Here is a 16678-nt window from a genome sequence, read left to right as displayed (position 1 = left end):
TTCTTCAAAAGCATTTCTGGAGCGGGTGTGTGAAAAACGGCAAGAACGCGCTATACGACGACCTCAAGCGTCAGATCCTCACCATGGAGTTGAGCCCCGACGAGGTGCTGGACGAGGTTGGCCTGAGCGAGCGTTACGGGCTGTCGCGCACCCCCGTACGTGAAGTCTTCCGTCGTCTGGCGGGTGAGGGGTACATCGACATCCAGGAAAACCGTGGCGCCCGCGTGATTGCCATGAACTATGCCACCCTGCGCAACTTTTTCCTGGTGGCGCCGATGATCTACGCCGCCGTCGCCCGTCTGGCCGTGCACAACTTCAAGCCTGCGCAGCTGGAAGACCTCAAGCAGACCCAGGTACGCTTCCGCCAGGCCACCCGCAGCGGTGACGCGCTGGCCATGGTGCTGGAGAACAACCGCTTCCACGAAATCATGGGCGAAATGGCCGGCAACCAGTACCTGGAGCCCAGCCTGGGGCGCCTGCTGATCGACCACGGTCGTATCGGCCATACCTTCTACCGCCCACGCGACACGCAAATGGAGCAGCGCCTGGACCTGTCTGCCGACCACCATGACGCCTTCATCGAAGCGATCGAGCGGCGCGATGAAGACGCCGTGGTGGAGCTGGTGTTCGAACACTGGGAATTGTCGCGTGCCAACATGGAAATGTTCATCGCGCCCCAGGGCCTGGGCGCGGATGGCCTGGGCGATATCGCCCGCAGCCTGAAAACCCTCAAAGGCGCCTGAAGCCGCCCCCAACCCGCATAGCCGCTGCCGCCAGGCTACGCTGGCCTGCGTAAACGCTGAAAATTTCCAGTGGGGCATAGGCCCAGCGCAGCCTCCGGCAGCGGCTACGGTGAGGCCCCCTGTGGGACCGGGCGAAGCTCGGGAAGCGGCCAACCCGTCTTCCGCGCCATACCGTTCCCGAGCTTCGCCCCGTCCCACACCTGACCCGCGTAGCCGCTGCCGCCAGGCTGCGCTGGCCTGCGTGAACCCTGAAGATTTCCAGTGGGGCATAGGGCCAGCGCAGCCTCCGGCAGCGGCTACGGTTACGCTCCCTTTGGGGCCGGGCGAAGCCCGGGAAGCGGCCAACTCGCCTTCCGCGCCATACCCTTCATGATCCGCGTAGCCGCTGCCGCCAGGCTGCGCTGGCCTGCGTAAACGCTGAAAATTTCCAGTGGGGCATAGGCCCAGCGCAGCCTCCGGCAGCGGCTACGGTGAGGCCCCCTGTGGGACCGGGCGAAGCCCGGGAAGCGGCCAACCCGCCTTCCGCGCCGTACCCTTCATGATCCGCGTAGCCGCTGCCGCCAGGCTGCGCTGGCCTGCGTGAACCCTGAAGATTTCCAGTGGGGCATAGGCCCAGCGCAGCCTCCGGCAGCGGCTACGGTTACACTCCCTGTGGGACCGGCCGAAGCCCGGGAAGCGGCCAACCCGCCTTCCGCGCCGTACCCTTCATGATCCGCGTAGCCGCTGCCGCCAGGCTGCGCTGGCCTGCGTGAACCCTGAAGATTTCCAGTGGGGCATAGGCCCAGCGCAGCCTCCGGCAGCGGCTACGGTTACGCTCCCCTGTGGGACCGGGCGAAGCCCGGGAAGCGGCCAACCCGTCTTCCGCGCCATACCCATCATGATCCGCGTAGCCGCTGCCGCCAGGCTGCGCTGGCCTGCGTGAACCCTGAAGATTTCCAGTGGGGCATAGGCCCAGCGCAGCCTCCGGCAGCGGCTACGGTTACACTCCCTGTGGGACCGGGCGAAGCCCGGGAAGCGGCCAACCCGCCTTCCGCGCCGTACCCTTCATGATCCGCGTAGCCGCTGCCGCCAGGCTGCGCTGGCCTGCGTGAACGCTGAAGATTTCCAGTGGGGCATAGGCCCAGCGCAGCCTCCGGCAGCGGCTACGGTCCCACATAGGAATCGCGTTGTAGTCGCTGCCGCTGTTGAATTTTCCTCACTACATCGTTCATTTAAAGCGGGATTGTTGAGTATCGCCCATCAAAATAAGCTGTTGCGCATCCAGTCGCCCCTATCAGGAGCCCGTTTCAATGAGCAACAACATTTCCGAAAAAGTAGTGGTCATCACCGGCGCCAGCAGTGGCCTGGGCGAGGCCACCGCCCGCCATCTCGCCGCCCAGGGCGCGCGCGTGGTGCTGGGCGCACGGCGCCTGGAGCGCATCGATGGGGTGGCGCACGCCATTCGCGCCCGTGGCGGCGAAGCCATTGCGGTACAGACCGATGTCACCGACCCTGCCGCCGTCAAGGCGCTGGTGGACCAGGCGGTCAGCACCTTTGGCCGTATCGACGTGATGATCAACAACGCCGGGCTGATGCCTCATTCCCCGTTGCAGCGGCTGAAGATCGAGGACTGGCACCGGACCATCGACGTCAATATCAAAGGCGTGCTGCACGGCATCGCCGCCGCGCTGCCTTACATGACCGCGCAAAAGGGCGGGCAGATCATCAATGTGTCTTCCGTGGCGGGCCACAAGGTGCGCCCGGGCAGCGCGGTGTACGCGGCCACCAAAAGCGCCGTGCTGGCGCTGTCCGAAGGCTTGCGCCAAGAGGTCAAGCCCTACGATATCCGCACCACGGTCATCTCCCCGGGCGCCTTGGCCACGGAGCTGCCCGCCAGCATCACCGAAGCCGATATCGCCGGCCACATCCAGCGGTTCTACGACGAGTTCGCGATCCCTGCCGAATCGTTTGCCCGGGCCGTCGCCTTTGCCATCAGCCAGCCGGCGGAAGTGGACATCAACGAGATTCTGTTCCGCCCCACCCGTCAGGAGGGTTGAGGGCGGTTGTCCCGCCAGCGGCTATCGCTTGGTGGATTTGCCGTTGGTGGGCTGCGACGTCTGCGCCGTGCTCTGGGCCGTTGAATCGCGGCCAGGCGCTCCCGGCTTGCTGGGGCGGTGGGCGTCGTTGTCGCGTTCCACTTCGCCTGGGGGTTGGGCCTGAGTCGCGTCGGGCCCCGCATTTTTGTGCGAACTCATCATGGGTACTCCTCTTGGTTGTGATGCAACTGCCAACTGCCGTGGACGGATGGCGGCCACGGCATCGTCAATCACAAAATCGGCTTGCCACCGGTAACGCCGTAGCGAGTGCCAGAGATATAGCTGCCTTCATCCGAGGCCAGCAGCACGTAGATTGGCGCCACTTCCACCGGCTGTCCCGGGCGGCCCAGCGGGGTCTGGGCACCGAACTGGGTCACCTCTTCATCGGGCATGGTCGACACGATCAAGGGTGTCCAGACCGGCCCTGGGGCCACGCTGTTGACGCGGATATTGCGCTCGCCCAGCAGCTGCGCCAGGCCCGCGCTGAAGTTGGCGATGGCGCCCTTGGTGGCGGCATAGGCCAGCAACGTTGGCTTGGGCGTATCGGAATTTACCGAGCTGGTGTTGATGATGGAGCTGCCCGCAGTCATGAACGGCACGGCGGCCTGGCACAGGCGGAACATGGCGGTGATGTTGATATCGAAGGTCTTCACCCACTCTTCGTCCTTGATGTCCTCGAAGCGCTCGTGGGTCATCTGGAAGGCGGCGTTATTGACCAGCACGTCGATGCGGCCGAAGCGCGCCACCGTGTCATTGACCAGCTGCTGGCACACCGACTTGCGTGCCACGTCGCCTGGCAACAGCAGGCATTGGCGCCCAGCCGCTTCCACCCAGCGCGCGGTTTCGCGGGCGTCTTCGTGTTCATCCAGGTACGCCACGGCAACGTCCGCGCCTTCACGGGCAAAGGCGATGGCCACGGCGCGGCCGATGCCGCTGTCAGCGCCGGTGATGAGCGCAATCTTGCCGGCCAGGCGGCCGCTGCCCTGGTAGCTTTGCTCGCCGCAATCGGGCGCGGGGTCCATTTTGCGCTGCGAGCCAGGCACGCTTTGCGGTTGGCGGGGGAAGGGTGGTTTGGGGTAATCGCGCATGGACGCTTCTCCTTGGCGTGGATAGGGCATGTGATTGAGAGGGCGAGCATGGGCAAAAGGTTGGATCGGATACGGGTGTCGGCTCGACGAGTGGACGGATGCCAGTGCCCGCGCGGTGTTCTTTTCGCGGGTAGAACCTGCTCTCACGCAACGGGGTGGCATCTGCCTCAGTGCGGCGTGCGGATTTTCCCCGCGAACAAGCTGAAGCCAAAGGTGTTGTACGCCAAGGTTATCGGCACCAGGACCGCGAACCCCACCAGCACGAAGGCTTGGGTGTGCGGCCCCGCCGCCGCCTGGGCCAGGGTCAGGTCGGGCGGTACGATCAGTGGGAACAAGGCCACCACCATCAGCGTGAAACCCTCCACCACCAGGCACAGTGCTGCCATCAGCGGCAGGTAATCGCGGCGGCCGCGCAGCCCGCCGGCGAAGACGCCCAGCAGCAGGGCGGTCAACCCGGCTGCAGGTGCCAGCACCCCCGGGCGTAGCAGGTTGCGCGCGTACTGGTCGTCAAGCCTCAGGCTCCAGGCCAGGACGGCCGTCAACAGCATCAGCGACAGCACGCCCAGCCACACGGCCTGCCGTCTGACGCGTTGCTGCAAGTGGCCCTCAGTGCGCCAGTACAGCCAGCAGGCGCCCAGCCACAGGTAGCCGCTGACGTGTGCCACGGCACACAGCAGTGTGAAAGCGCTCAGGTGAGACCCGCTGCCGTCGAGGTGCCCGTGCCCTGGGCCGGGCGCCAACGTGATGCCCTGCACCAGCGTGCCCATGATGATCCCCTGGCAGGCCGTGGCCAGCAGTGAGCCGCTCACCAGGGCCGCGTCTGCCAGGTGCTTGCGGACCAGGTGCTCACGGAACTCCAGCGCCATGGCGCGGACGATCAGCGCCGCAAACATCAACAGAAATGGCCCGTACAGCGCCGGCAGCAGCAGCCCATAAGCTTGCGGAAACAAGGCCAGCAGGCCACCGCCGCCCAGTACCAGCCAGGTCTCATTGGCGTCCCACACGGGCAGGATCGACAGCACCATCACGTGCCGATGCCGGTCGCTTCGGGCCAGCCCCACCAGCATGCCGACCCCCAGGTCGGTGCCGTCCAGCAGCACGTAGGTCAGCACCGATAGTGCCAGCGCCGCAGCGCTGAGTTGGGTCAGCCAGTCGAGTTCGGCCACCGTCAGGGCTCCCTGGAAAAACCGGGTTGCGGTCCGGGCTCGTTCTCACGTAGCGGCTGCCTGAGGAGCCGCAACAGCACCCATAGGCCGATGCCGAACACCCCCGCATAAAACACCAGAATGGCCACGGTGGCCGACAGCACCTGCGCGCTGGACACCGCCGACAGGCTGTCGGCAGTGCGCAGCAGGCCATACACGGTAAAGGGCTGTCGACCCATTTCAGTCACTACCCAGCCGCTGAGCATGGCCAGAAAACCGGCAGGGGCCATCGCGACACTGAAGCGCTGCAACCAGCGACCTGTGACCAAGCGCTTGCGCCAGCGCAGCACCAGGCTGGCGACGCCTTGCACGCACATCAGCACGCCAAGCCCCACCATTGCCCGGAATGCCATGAACACCGGCAGCATGGGTGGATTATCAGCGGCGGGGAACTCATCGAGACCGGCGATGGTGCCGTGCAGGTCATGGGTGAGGTACAGCGAGGCCAGGCGCGGGATGGCCAATTCGTAATCATTGCGGCGCGCTTGCATGTCCGGTATCGCGAACAGCCGAAGCGGTTCACCGGCCCCCGGCGGCGGTCGCTGCCACGAGCCCTCGATAGCGGCCACTTTTTGCGGCTGCACGCGCAGGCTGTGTTGACCGTGCAAGTCGCCCACCACGATCTGCAGGGGCGCGGCCACCGCCAGCGCCCACAACGCCATGGAATATTGCAGCCTGGCTCGCGGGTTGCCGGGATCGCGCAGCAGGTGCCAGGCACCCACGGCGGCTACCAGGGTGGCAGTGCCCAGCACCGCCGCCAGCAGCATGTGCGCAAAGCGGTAGGGGAAGGAGGGGTTGAACACAATCGCCCACCAGTTTTGGGCGACAAAGCGCCCGGCGCTGTCGATGGAGTAGCCGGCAGGGGTCTGCATCCAGGAATTGGCCGCCAGAATCCAGAAGGCGCTTGCTACTGAGCCCACCGCGACCGCAGCCGTGGCAAAGCAGTGCAAGCGCGGCCCGACCTTGTTCAAGCCAAACAGCATCACGCCGAGAAAACCCGCCTCCAGAAAGAACGCCACCAGCACCTCATACAGCATCAGCGGCCCGATCACCGCGCCGGCCTGAGTGGACAGCCGCGACCAGTTGAGGCCGAACTGGTACTCCATCACCAGCCCGGAGGCGGTGCCCACCGCCACGGTCAGGGCGAATACCTTCAGCCACTGGCGGTACAGGTTCATGGCATGGGCATTGCCGCGCCACAGCCATAGCACCTCCAGCGTCAGCAGCCACTGGGCCAGCCCCAGGCTGAACGCCGCCAGCACGATATGGAAACTGATGGTGATGCCGAACTGCGCCCGTGCCGCCAGCAGGGCGGTGGCGCCATCCGCCAGTTCAGACAAGCTGGTCACCCGCCGGCAGTCCCCGGGCACGCTCGGCCGCCGACGGCGTGGCGGCGTGCAGGGTGATGGGGATGGACTTGGCCGCCGGCACCTTGCTGCGTTCCGCGTAGTGCCACAGCGGCACCAGGGCGTTGCACTCGGGGTAGTAGGCCGCCGCGCAGCCGGCCGGGATGTCGTAGGCAATGATCTGGAAAGGGCCCACCTGGCGCCGGATCTGCGGCTCAATGGCGGTGCGCAAGGTCACCCAGTCACCGGGCGCCAGGCCCAGGCGGACGATGTCGTTGCGGTTGAGCAGCACCACGCTGCGGGTGCCTTTCACCCCGCGAAAGCGATCGTCGTAGCCGTACACGGTGGTGTTGAACTGGTCATTGCTGCGGATCGTCATCAACAGCAGCACATCACGGCGCGACGGGTCGACGGCCACGTCGCTGTCTTCGTCGAGGCTGCGGGGGGTAATGAACCGCGCCTTGCCCGATTCGGTCAGCCATTGCCGCTGGCTGGCGGGCAGCGGGCGATGGAAGCCGCCTGCTTCCCACATGCGGGTTTCCATGTCGTGGAAAATCTGCGGGTAGACCTGGCCAATCGCGCTGCGAATCAAGGCATAATCGCGCCGCCATGCGTCCCAGGGAACAGTGGTCTGCGCCCCCAGCGTGGCCTGCGCCAGGCCTGCGATGATCGCCACTTCCGAGCGCAGGTGCTCGCTGGCCGGCTCACTGGTGCCTTTCCAACCATGCACGCAGCCGGTGCTGTCTTCGGTGCTGTACACCTGCAGGGTGCCGTCCTGGCGGTCGCGCTCGATGCGTCCCAGGCAGGGCAGCAACCACGCGCGCTGGCCCGGCAGCAAATGGGTACGGTTGAGTTTGGTCGCCACTTCGACATGCACGGCCAGGTTGGCCCAGGCCGGTTCCATGCGCAGCGTGTCGGGCACCGCCCGCAGAAAGTTGCCCCCCAGGCCGATGAAACCCTTGATGCTGCCGTCCAGCACCCCGGCACAGGCATCGACGGTGCTGGTGCCTTTGTTGGGCGGCACACTGAAGCCAAACAGCTGCTTGATCGTGTCCCCCGGCACTTTGCCTGGGTCTTCGGTGATGCCCACGGTGCGCTGGCCCTGCACGTTGGAGTGGCCGCGCACCGGGCAGATACCGGCGCCGGGCTTGCCGATGTTGCCGCGCAGCAGCAACAGGTTGACCAGCATCTGCACGTTCTCTACGCCGTGCCGGTGCTGGGTCATGCCCATGCCATACACCACCATCACCCGCTGGCTGCGCGCGTACACCGTGGCGGCCGCCTCCATGGCGCTGCGGGCAAGCCCTGAGCGACGTTCAAGCTCGGCCCAGTCGTGCTGCTCCACGTGGGCCATGAAGGCTTCCAAACCCTGGGTATGTTCCGCGATGAAGGCGTGGTCGAGCACCGCAGGCAAGCCTTGCGCCGTCGCCGTGCGGTCCAGGTCCAACAGGTGCTTGGCCATGCCGATCACCGCCGCCGTGTCGCCGCCGATGGCCACCTGGTGATACTGGGTACTGATCACCGTGGCGTCCGGGCCAAGCATCTGCGTGGGTGACTGCGGATTGACGAAACGCTCCAGGCCGCGTTCACGCAGGGGGTTGAAGGTAATCACCGGCACGTTGCGTTTGCGCGCCGCCTGCAACGGATGGAGCATGCGCGGGCTGTTGCTGCCCACGTTCTGGCCGAAGAAAAACAGGCAGTCGGTACGCTCGAAGTCGGCCAGGGTCACGGTGCCCACCGGCACGCCGATGCTTTCCTGCAGCCCCACCGAGGTACTTTCGTGGCACATGTTGGAGCTGTCCGGCAGGTTGTTGGTGCCATAGGCACGGGCCAGCAGCTGGTACATGAACGAGGCTTCCAGCGAGGCCCGGCCCGAGGCGTAGAACACCACTTGGTCGGGGGGCAGGCGATGCAGCTGTTCGGCGATCTCGCGGTAGGCCTGCTCCCAGCTGGTGGGCAGGTAACGGTCGCTGGCGCTGTCGTAGCGCAGCGGATGGGTGAGGCGACCGTGCTGCTCCAGGGCGTTGTCGCTCCAGGTGCGCAGTTGCGTCAGCGTGTGGGCGGCGAAAAAATCCGGCCCCGTGCGGTAAGACGTCAGTTCCCAGGCCGTCGCCTTGGCACCGTTCTCGCAAAACTCCAACGCATGGGGGTTGCCCGGCTTGGCCCAGGCGCAGCTGACGCAGGCAAAGCCGCCAGGCTTGTTCTGCCGCCATAACGCGGTGGGCGCACGCTGCAGCGCTTGCTCACGCCACAGAATGGACATCACCGAATGCGCAGAGCCCCAGCCACCGGAGGCATGGGTGTAGGGACGGTAGTGGGCAGTGGGGTGCAGAAGGTGCATGGGTATCCCTCGTTGCGCCGCCGGAGCTCGGTGACGGTCTGCAGCATAGGCAAGCAATAAAGCGCGATCATTCGACGGCAATGATCGCGCTTCATGGCGATGGCGCGGCGCGGCTCAGAACGCCGGAGCTGCGTCGGGCGCCCCAATGACGGGGGAGGGGATCAAGCCGTCGCCCGGCGTGAGGATGACCTTGCGGCAGTCCTCCTCTTTTTTGTCGAACATCTTGTAACCCTCAGCGGCCTGTTCCAGGGACAGGCGGTGGCTGATGATGGCCTCCGGCGCCAGCGCGCCGGTTTCGATATGGCCCAGCAGCTCGGGCAGGTAGCGCTGCACATGGGTCTGCCCCATGCGGAACGTGAGGCCCTTGTCGAAGGCGTCGCCAAACAGGAAGCCGTGGATGAACCCCGCATAGACGCCCGGTACGTTGACCACGCCGCCGCGGCGCACCGCCGCGATGCATTGGCGCAACGCCTTGCCGCTGCTGCCTTCCAGCTTGAGGGTGGCCAGCACGGTTTCGGTGGTACTGCCCTTGGCCTCGAACCCCACCGCATCGACTACCCCATCCACCCCGCGCGAGCCTGGGGTCTGGCGGATGATGGTGTCGGCGGGGTCGTCGTCCTCGTCGAAGTTGATCGGGATGACACCGTAGGTCTGCTGGGCGTAGGCCAGCCGGTAGGGGTGGTGGTCCACCATGAAAATACGCTCGGCGCCGAGCATCCGCGCCACGGCCGCGCACAGCAGGCCTACGGGACCGGCGCCATAAATGGCGATACTTGAGCCGGCACCGATTTCAGTGTTTTTCACTGCCTGGAATGCCGTGGGCAGGATGTCGGAGAGGAACAGCACTTTCTCATCGGCCAAGGTGCCCGGTACCTTGAATGGCCCGGTATTGGCCTTGGGCACCCGCACGTATTCGGCCTGGCCGCCGGGAATGCCCCCGTAGAGGTGGCTGAACCCAAACAGCGCCGCGCCCGGCGGGATGCTTTTCTTGTTCAGGATCGAGCCGCGGCCGGTGTTGGTGGTTTCGCAGGCAGCAAACAGGTCGTGCTGGCAGAAGAAGCAACTGCCACAGGCAATCACGAACGGGATGACCACCCGATCGCCGCGCTGTACGGCGGTGACCGCGCTGCCCACTTCCTCGACAATGCCCATGAACTCATGACCAAAGATATCGCCGTGCTCGGTTTGGGGGATCTTGCCGCGGTACAGGTGCAAGTCCGAACCGCAGATAGCGGTAGCCGTCACTCGCAGGATGATGTCATCGGTGTCGGCCAGGACCGGGTCCGGCACGGTGTCGACTTTGACGTTGTGGGCGCCGTGGTAGGTGAGTGCTCGCATGGTGGGGGTATCCTTGGGTTGGGGATACACAGCTGAGGAGGGGCCCGACGCGTTAGTTCAACCCGATCTACCAGCGGCGCCGGTGCCCCCAGCCCTATACACCACAAACCCGTCATGCCCTCAGCGTTCCGCCTCCGGCGCCCAGGGTTGCGGCTGCTCCAGATTGGTAAAGAAGATGCACCCCACCAGCCGCGCGAACAGCTCCAGGGTCTCCACCAGGTCCGGGTCCTCGAACAGCACGGCACGCGAATCCAGGGCGCACAATGCCCCGAATAGCCTGCCGTCTGGGAGGATGATCGGCACGCCGGCATAGCTCTCGATGCCGTAGCGCTTGACGATCGGGCGGCTGCAGAAGCGCTGGTTTTCGCTGATCTGCGACAGGAACAGCGCCTGCGGGTTGCGCCTGAATTCACTGCACAGGGTGGTTTCAATCTCAACGGTATCGCCGGCCTCGATACCGAACTGGGTAGGGTCGTAGACCGAGCACACCACCCATTCACTGTCGGTAAACTTGGCGATGCCGGCAAAGCGCAAGGTGGTCAGGCGTGTCACCAGCCTCAAGATACTGGTGGTGGCTTCGATTTCGGCGATGGCCGCGCGTTCTGCAACGGTCAGCAAATCGCTGGCCGCCAAGGTCAATCCGTTCATTGGTTACTCCTGTCCCGGGTGGCTGTACTGCCGTCCCTCGTGTGCGCTAATGCTTGCCGAACACGGCATGCAGCAGGTCATGCAATTCCCTCCATGGCCGGGGGTTCACTTGCTCGCGAGCGGGGCAATCGACGGTGTGGACAAAGGCTTTTTCGCCGTCCCGCCGTTCCTGCCCACGCCCACATTGCGCGCATTGCACGCAACTTCCAACCAGTCTCCATGACGCGTTCCATCTCCTTAGCTTCATGGGCCGATCTGGCATCATAGCCGCCTAAGCAGTGGCAAAACGTCATCATGGATCAGCCGATTGCCGTAAGTCCATGACAAAACTGACTAAACGGCGGCTCAATGAAGGGAATCGGACGACAGGTCAAGCGCCCGCCCGGCGAGGTGCTGGAGCAGGCGCGAGTGCTGGGCCTGACGCAGATCAACGTGATCGACACCTGAGGGGTCAGCGCTTGCGGCCTTGGCTCAGGCGATACAGCCAGCTTGCGCCAAGCCCCACCGCAAAGCCTGCAGCCACTGTCCACAGCACTGAGTGCTTCTGGCCTACCTGCGACAGGTCTTCGTCAAGGTCTGCGGCAGGTTCGGCGCGAACCTGCAATTCATGCAGGCCCAGCTGTACGCCGTCCGCCATGGTCAACGTAAGGCCTTCGATCGTGCCCGCCACGCGGTCGGGAAACACCGGCTCACCGGCTGCGTCCAGTTCGTCATACAGGAACTGCTGGCCCTCCAGCCAACCCACCGCCGTGAGCAATTCGGGCCCCAGGTAATATTTGCCATCCAGGAAAAACCCGGGGAACTGCTTGGTGCGCTCCAGGCTTTCTACCCCGTAGCGTTCGCCTGACTTCATGCCGGTCGCTGAATGGATCATCGCACACCCCTTGTTTGAGATTGAGAGCGGTAGTGGGTCGGTACTTCAGTCGTGATACTGATCTGAAATCGACCGCAGCCGGATAATTCAACTCAATTCACAAAAGGTCATCAGGCGCCCGTCAACGGCTGGAACGCTGGCTTTTGGCGTCCCTGCGTGGTGCGTGCATCAGTATCAATGTGCGGTCATGCGTGCCGTCGACGAATGCCTTGCCCCTGTCGATGCCCCACGCCATGGCTTGCGCCGGCGTCTGGTTGGACAAGGCATTCTGGTACTCCTCGATCAGCATCACCCCTAAAGCGTCATAGACCCCCAGAAACAGCTGAGTGATACCGACGCGCGAGACGCGCACTACCACGTCGATCTGATACCCCACACCATAGTCTTCAACGTGGGCGCAGTTAGCCAGTTGGCTGTCCGCCCATTGATAATAAGATGCCCCTCGCATGCGCATGACTGAGCGCCTCCCACGTTATATTCAGGAAGTTGTGTTGATTGGCAGGGAATACCGAGTCGCGCTACCCGGTGCGCGGCAAACTGGTGGCCAGCCAGCGCGCCCGTTCCACGCCGGTGAGCAGCGCTTCGCTGAGGCTGTCGGCGTCGGATTTCTTGTTGTACTCCTCGAAAATGGCCTGGCCGGCAGTGCCGTACACGCCGATGAACACCTGCAGGGCGCCCGTGGGATTCAGGCGCACCTCCACGTCTATTTCGTTGCCGTTGGCAAGCTCTTCGGCATGACACCGGCTATGGAGCTGTGAGTCCACCCACTCCCAATACTTCTCGCCACGCTGCCTCACGTTACTTCTCCTCGATTGAAAACAAGGTTTAATAATGTTAGTCGAGCTGTCGATATTGGAAAGTTGTTTGAGTGTGGGTTTTAGTTGCTCCCGATCAATGGATTTAAAACTTGTACAAGTAATTAAGTTTTGCAAAATACCCTGTATAACTTTTAAGTAACTGGGGCGATACACCTGTTGCCGGCGTGAAACAGACGCCTGGCCGCTGGCGCAGGCTGCGCTGGGCCTGTGCCTCGCTGAAAATCTCCAGGGTTCACAGTGGTCAGCGCAGCCTGGCGGCAGCGGCTACAGGCGGGGGACTATCTGAACTGTTGAATCACTGCCACCAGACGCTCCAGATTGATCGGCTTGCCCACGTGTTCATTCATGCCCGCTGCCAGGCATTGTTCGCGGTCCTGTTCGGAGACGTTGGCGGTCATGGCGATGATCGGCAACTGTTCGGCACTGATGGCCTGACGGATGCGGCGGGTCGCTTCCTGGCCATCGATGTCGGGCATGCGCAGGTCCATCAGTACCAGATCGTAGGGCGGCTGCGCCTGCACGGCACGCTCCACCCCGGCCATGCCGCAATCAGCCAGGTCGACGCTGGCGCCCTCGGCTTTGAGCAGGCCGGCGGCGACCATCTGGTTGACGGCGTTGTCTTCCACCAGCAGCAAGCGCAGCCCGGCCAGGCGCTTGGGGCGCCCGGGCTTGCTGGCGGGTTTGACCGGCGCCGGGCCTGCGGCCGGGTGCAGGTCGACGAGGTGCCTGGCCAGTTGACGCGGGGTCAGGGGTTTGGTCAGCAGCAGGGGTGGTGGCAACCCGGCTGCCTGCAAGGCATGGGTGGCGGCGTCGCGGGTGAACGCGGTCACCAACAGCACCCGATGACGCACATCCTGCAATGAGGTCAGCGTCTCTGCCGTCTGGTTGGCAACGGTTTGCCAATCAATCACCAGTACATCGAACGAATGCGCTGCCACCTGGGCGCAGTCAGTGACCCGCGCAGCCTGCCAGCCCAGGCCCTCCAGGTTGCGCGTGAGGATGACGCCTGCCAGGGCGTTGTTGTCAACGATCAGCACCTTCAGCGCCGGCAAGGGGGCGGCAGGTGCCTGCGCAGGGTCGATGGCCAGGTCCAATTCGAACCAGAAGCGGCTACCCAGGCCCGATTCGCTTTCAACCCGCAACTGGCTGCCCATCAGATCGGTGAGGCGCTTGCAGATCAGCAGGCCCAACCCCGAACCGCCGAACTTGCGCGCGGTGGATGCGTCCCCCTGGCTGAAGGCCTGGAAGATGCGCGCCAGTTGCTCGGCGCTCATGCCGATGCCGCTGTCTGCCACGGCGAACTCGATGCACACCCGGCCGTTGCTGCGCCGCACTTGCCGCACACTGATGATGACGTGTCCCGCTTCGGTGAACTTCAGGGCATTGCCCGCCAGGTTGATCAGCACCTGCTGCAACCTGAGGCTGTCGCCAATCAGGCCTTGGGGCAGTTGTGGGTCAGTGTCGAAAATCAGCTCGACGCCATTGGCCGGCTGATTGCCCGACAGCACCACGCCCAGGTCACGCAGCAACGCTTCCAGGTCGAACGGGTGCTCGTCGACCTGCAGTTTGCCGGCCTCGATTTTCGAGTAGTCGAGGATGTCGTTAAGCAGGCCCAGCAACAGGGTGGCGGCGGTTTGCGCGCGGCTGACGAAGTCCTGCTGGTCGGGGTTGAGGCCCGATTGCGCCGCCAGTTGCAGCATGCCCAGCACCGCGTTCATGGGCGTGCGGATTTCATGGCTCATGCTGGCCAGGAACGCCGACTTGGCCATGTTGGCCTTTTCTGCCTCGACCTTGGCCTTCTGCAGGCTGATCTCCAGTTCGCGCTGGGCGCTGACGTCGATGGCAAACCCCAGGTAGCCGGTGATGGCCTCGGTGTGGTCGCGCATCACGGTGACCACCAGGTGCACCAGCAGGTAGCTGCCGTCCTTGCGCCGGTAGTGGCACTGGAACACCTGCGGTTCGGCCTGGTGGCGGGTTTGCGCCACGTAGCCGTCGATGCCATGGAAGGGCTCGCCGAAACGGGCGGCCATCAGCTGGTTCTGCACGCGCAATTCGTCGGCGTCGTGCATCAATTCGGGGGTGAAGCGGCCGATCACTTCATCTGCCGTATAGCCGAGCATGCGCTCGGCGCCGCGGTTGAACACGCGGATAATGCGGTCCGGGTCGGTGGCGATGATCGAGACGCCGGTGGCGGCGTCGAGGATGTTCTTGAGCAGCAAGTCCAGGTCCTGCAGGGCCTGGGTGCGCTGATTGACTTCGCTCTCCAGGGTCTGTGCCAGCTGCTGGGCACGGGCATTGGACGCTTTCTGCGCGGTGATATCGCGCAGCAGTCGGTGGCGCAGCAATTGCACCAGCAGGGCCAGCAACAGGCTGCTGAGCAGACCCAGCGCCAGGATCAGCCCCGGCGCCGTGGGGTGCAATTGGCGCACGAAGGCCGGGTAGACGGTGAGGGTGATGGCCCAGGTGCGGCCAAACAGCTGTCGCTGCGTGCTGTAGCGGCCAAGGGCAACGGTGTCCTGTGGCCCCGGCGCCTGCTGGTAGAAGGGCGGGGAGGGGGGCGTGTCGGTGACGTCGCTGATCTCCAGCCCCGTACCGGCACTGCGCCGATTCAAGTCGCCCAGCACGTCCTTGATCAGCAACGACACATAACTCCAGCCCACCCCTTGGGCTGTGCGTTGCGCGGCCTCGTCTGGCGGGCGGGGCGTGCGGTACACCGGCATCACCATCAGGAACCCGCGGCGTACCTCGCCTTCGCTTTGCACCAGCGTCACCGGCCCGGTCAGTTGCGGCTGGCCACTGAGCAGCGCATCGTCGGCAGCCTTGCGGCGGTTGGGTTCCGAGGCGATGTCCAGCCCCTGGGCGATGTTGATCGGGCCAGGCGGCTCCACATAACGTATTACGTACAGATCGCCGTCGTGGGGCCCGAAACCGTGCACGGCAAAATGACTGTCACCGGCCGCCACGGCCTGGCGAGTGAAGTCCGCAAGTTGCGCAGGCGTCACCTTGCGCACCAGGCCAAAGCTCAGGGCGCCGGGGAACTCCACCGTCACATTGCGGGTGACGTTGTAGGCGGCGAACTGCGCCGGACTCAGAACGTCCAGGCCCACGCTGTGCCACAGCCCGCGCAGCGAGCGCAGGCCGTACTGGTACAGCGTCAAACGCTCAACCACCCGGTCGGCGATTTGATTGGCCTGTTGGGCGACGGCTTCGTCGAGCTCCTGCTGGTTGGTGTCCAGGCGCTGCCATACTGCCAGGGCGGTCAGCGCCAGCCCCGCCAGCAGGGCGGCGATAGCCCAACCGGGATTGGCGCGCAGCCTGGCGGCTTTGGTGTCTGAGGCCATGAAAGGGCCCTTGTGCCGCGGTGATGGTTGTTATCAATCTAGTCGTGATCGGCGGGGTGGGGAAATTTAAGGTGGGAACCGCCTCGCTTGAATCGCCAGCAGTCGGCCCTGATCTCGAACACGATCCAACACGTAGCCGCTGCCGCAGGCTGCGCTGGCCCTCTGCCTCACTGCTGATCTTCAAGGTTCACACCGGCCAGCGCAGCCTGGCGGCAGCGGCTAAGCTGGGGGTACACAAGGAGGTTTGCCCCATGTCCTGCCCACAAGTCTGCGCCGGTGCCACCCTGCAATGCTCCTTCGGCGCGGCGCCGTGCGTGCTCAACGTGCTGCCCGTGAACCGCACGCTCACCAGCAGCATGCCCGCGGCCACCATCATGGACCATATCCCGCTGGTCAACATCACCACCTTCGGCATGTGCCAGAGCCTGGCCAACCCCATGGTCGCCGCTGCAACGGCAGCCGCCCTGGGGGTGCTCACCCCCATGCCGTGCATTCCGGCCACGGCCTCGCCGTGGATACCCGGCGGTGCGCCGACGCTGTTGATTGGCAACATGCCGGCCATCGACAGCAACAGCATGTTGATGTGCAGCTGGGCCGGTGTGATCAAGGTGGTGGTGCCGGGGCAGGTGCAGATGTTGATTCCCTGATCGGCAGCGCCGTGGCAGCCACTGTCTTGAGACGGCGGTGTCTGCATCGCGAGCAAGGGCTAGGCGCCCCCCTTTCTCCGACAGCGTACGCCGCACCTCTGTAGCAGCTGCCGAAGGCTGCGTCACAGGCGGCGCGATGGATCAGACAGTGCGCGGCGTCAGTGACGCGGCCGGACGGCCGCTGCTACAGGTTGCCCAACACCATAGAATCTCC

The 16678-nt window shown here is 64.6% G+C and carries 13 protein-coding genes and 1 pseudogene; 3 read left to right on the top strand and 11 right to left on the bottom strand.

Features of this window, described 5'->3' with window-relative positions; all coding sequences use genetic code 11:
• Positions 1 to 29 precede the first annotated feature (29 nt).
• Both ACZ9GA_RS14855 and ACZ9GA_RS14850 read left to right on the top strand, forming a co-directional pair.
• On the top strand, positions 30 to 743 hold the full coding sequence (locus ACZ9GA_RS14855; protein ID WP_457361955.1) for a GntR family transcriptional regulator: 714 nt from the start codon (positions 30 to 32) through the stop codon (positions 741 to 743).
• 1289 nt (positions 744 to 2032) lie between these two features.
• The gene (locus tag ACZ9GA_RS14850) at positions 2033 to 2779 is read left to right on the top strand and encodes an SDR family oxidoreductase (RefSeq protein WP_457361956.1); all 747 of its coding nucleotides are present in this window, start codon (positions 2033 to 2035) and stop codon (positions 2777 to 2779) included.
• 21 nt (positions 2780 to 2800) lie between these two features.
• On the opposite strand, the gene ACZ9GA_RS14845 is transcribed toward ACZ9GA_RS14850, so the two are convergent.
• The 11 genes and pseudogenes from ACZ9GA_RS14845 to ACZ9GA_RS14795 all read right to left on the bottom strand — a co-directional run bounded on the left by ACZ9GA_RS14845 (position 2801) and on the right by ACZ9GA_RS14795 (position 15817).
• A complete protein-coding gene (locus tag ACZ9GA_RS14845) occupies positions 2801 to 2977 on the bottom strand; it encodes a hypothetical protein (protein ID WP_457361957.1) in 177 nt (58 codons plus the stop codon).
• Between the two features lie 71 nt (positions 2978 to 3048).
• Positions 3049 to 3906, bottom strand: a complete 858-nt coding sequence (locus ACZ9GA_RS14840; RefSeq protein WP_457361958.1) for an SDR family oxidoreductase — start codon at positions 3904 to 3906, stop codon at positions 3049 to 3051.
• Between the two features lie 167 nt (positions 3907 to 4073).
• Complete coding sequence (cydB, locus tag ACZ9GA_RS14835) at positions 4074 to 5072, bottom strand: cytochrome d ubiquinol oxidase subunit II (RefSeq protein ID WP_457361959.1); 999 nt, start codon at positions 5070 to 5072, stop codon at positions 4074 to 4076.
• Positions 5073 to 5074: 2 nt separating this feature from the next.
• A complete protein-coding gene (locus ACZ9GA_RS14830; RefSeq protein WP_457361960.1) occupies positions 5075 to 6460 on the bottom strand; it encodes a cytochrome ubiquinol oxidase subunit I in 1386 nt (461 codons plus the stop codon).
• On the bottom strand, positions 6444 to 8798 hold the full coding sequence (locus ACZ9GA_RS14825) for an FdhF/YdeP family oxidoreductase (RefSeq protein WP_457361961.1): 2355 nt from the start codon (positions 8796 to 8798) through the stop codon (positions 6444 to 6446). Before ACZ9GA_RS14825 ends, ACZ9GA_RS14830 begins: the two co-directional genes overlap by 17 nt.
• A 114-nt stretch (positions 8799 to 8912) precedes the next feature.
• A complete protein-coding gene (locus ACZ9GA_RS14820; protein ID WP_457361962.1) occupies positions 8913 to 10136 on the bottom strand; it encodes a zinc-dependent alcohol dehydrogenase in 1224 nt (407 codons plus the stop codon).
• Positions 10137 to 10256: 120 nt separating this feature from the next.
• Positions 10257 to 10784 (bottom strand): GAF domain-containing protein, encoded by a 528-nt coding sequence (locus ACZ9GA_RS14815; protein ID WP_457361963.1) that lies wholly within the window; start codon positions 10782 to 10784, stop codon positions 10257 to 10259.
• Between the two features lie 565 nt (positions 10785 to 11349).
• A pseudogene (locus tag ACZ9GA_RS14810) lies at positions 11350 to 11658 on the bottom strand (short chain dehydrogenase); the annotation flags it as partial.
• 121 nt (positions 11659 to 11779) lie between these two features.
• Complete coding sequence (locus ACZ9GA_RS14805) at positions 11780 to 12106, bottom strand: hypothetical protein (RefSeq protein WP_457361964.1); 327 nt, start codon at positions 12104 to 12106, stop codon at positions 11780 to 11782.
• Between the two features lie 70 nt (positions 12107 to 12176).
• Positions 12177 to 12455 (bottom strand): hypothetical protein, encoded by a 279-nt coding sequence (locus tag ACZ9GA_RS14800; protein ID WP_457361965.1) that lies wholly within the window; start codon positions 12453 to 12455, stop codon positions 12177 to 12179.
• Between the two features lie 299 nt (positions 12456 to 12754).
• On the bottom strand, positions 12755 to 15817 hold the full coding sequence (locus tag ACZ9GA_RS14795) for a PAS domain-containing hybrid sensor histidine kinase/response regulator (RefSeq protein ID WP_476226469.1): 3063 nt from the start codon (positions 15815 to 15817) through the stop codon (positions 12755 to 12757).
• A gap of 251 nt (positions 15818 to 16068) precedes the next feature.
• Between ACZ9GA_RS14795 and ACZ9GA_RS14790 the strand changes: the two genes are divergently transcribed.
• A complete protein-coding gene (locus tag ACZ9GA_RS14790) occupies positions 16069 to 16464 on the top strand; it encodes a DUF4280 domain-containing protein (RefSeq protein WP_457361966.1) in 396 nt (131 codons plus the stop codon).
• Positions 16465 to 16678: the final 214 nt, after the last annotated feature.

This window comes from Pseudomonas sp. TE3644 (assembly GCF_056278815.1).
This window is presented reverse-complemented; position numbering and strand designations above follow the sequence as displayed.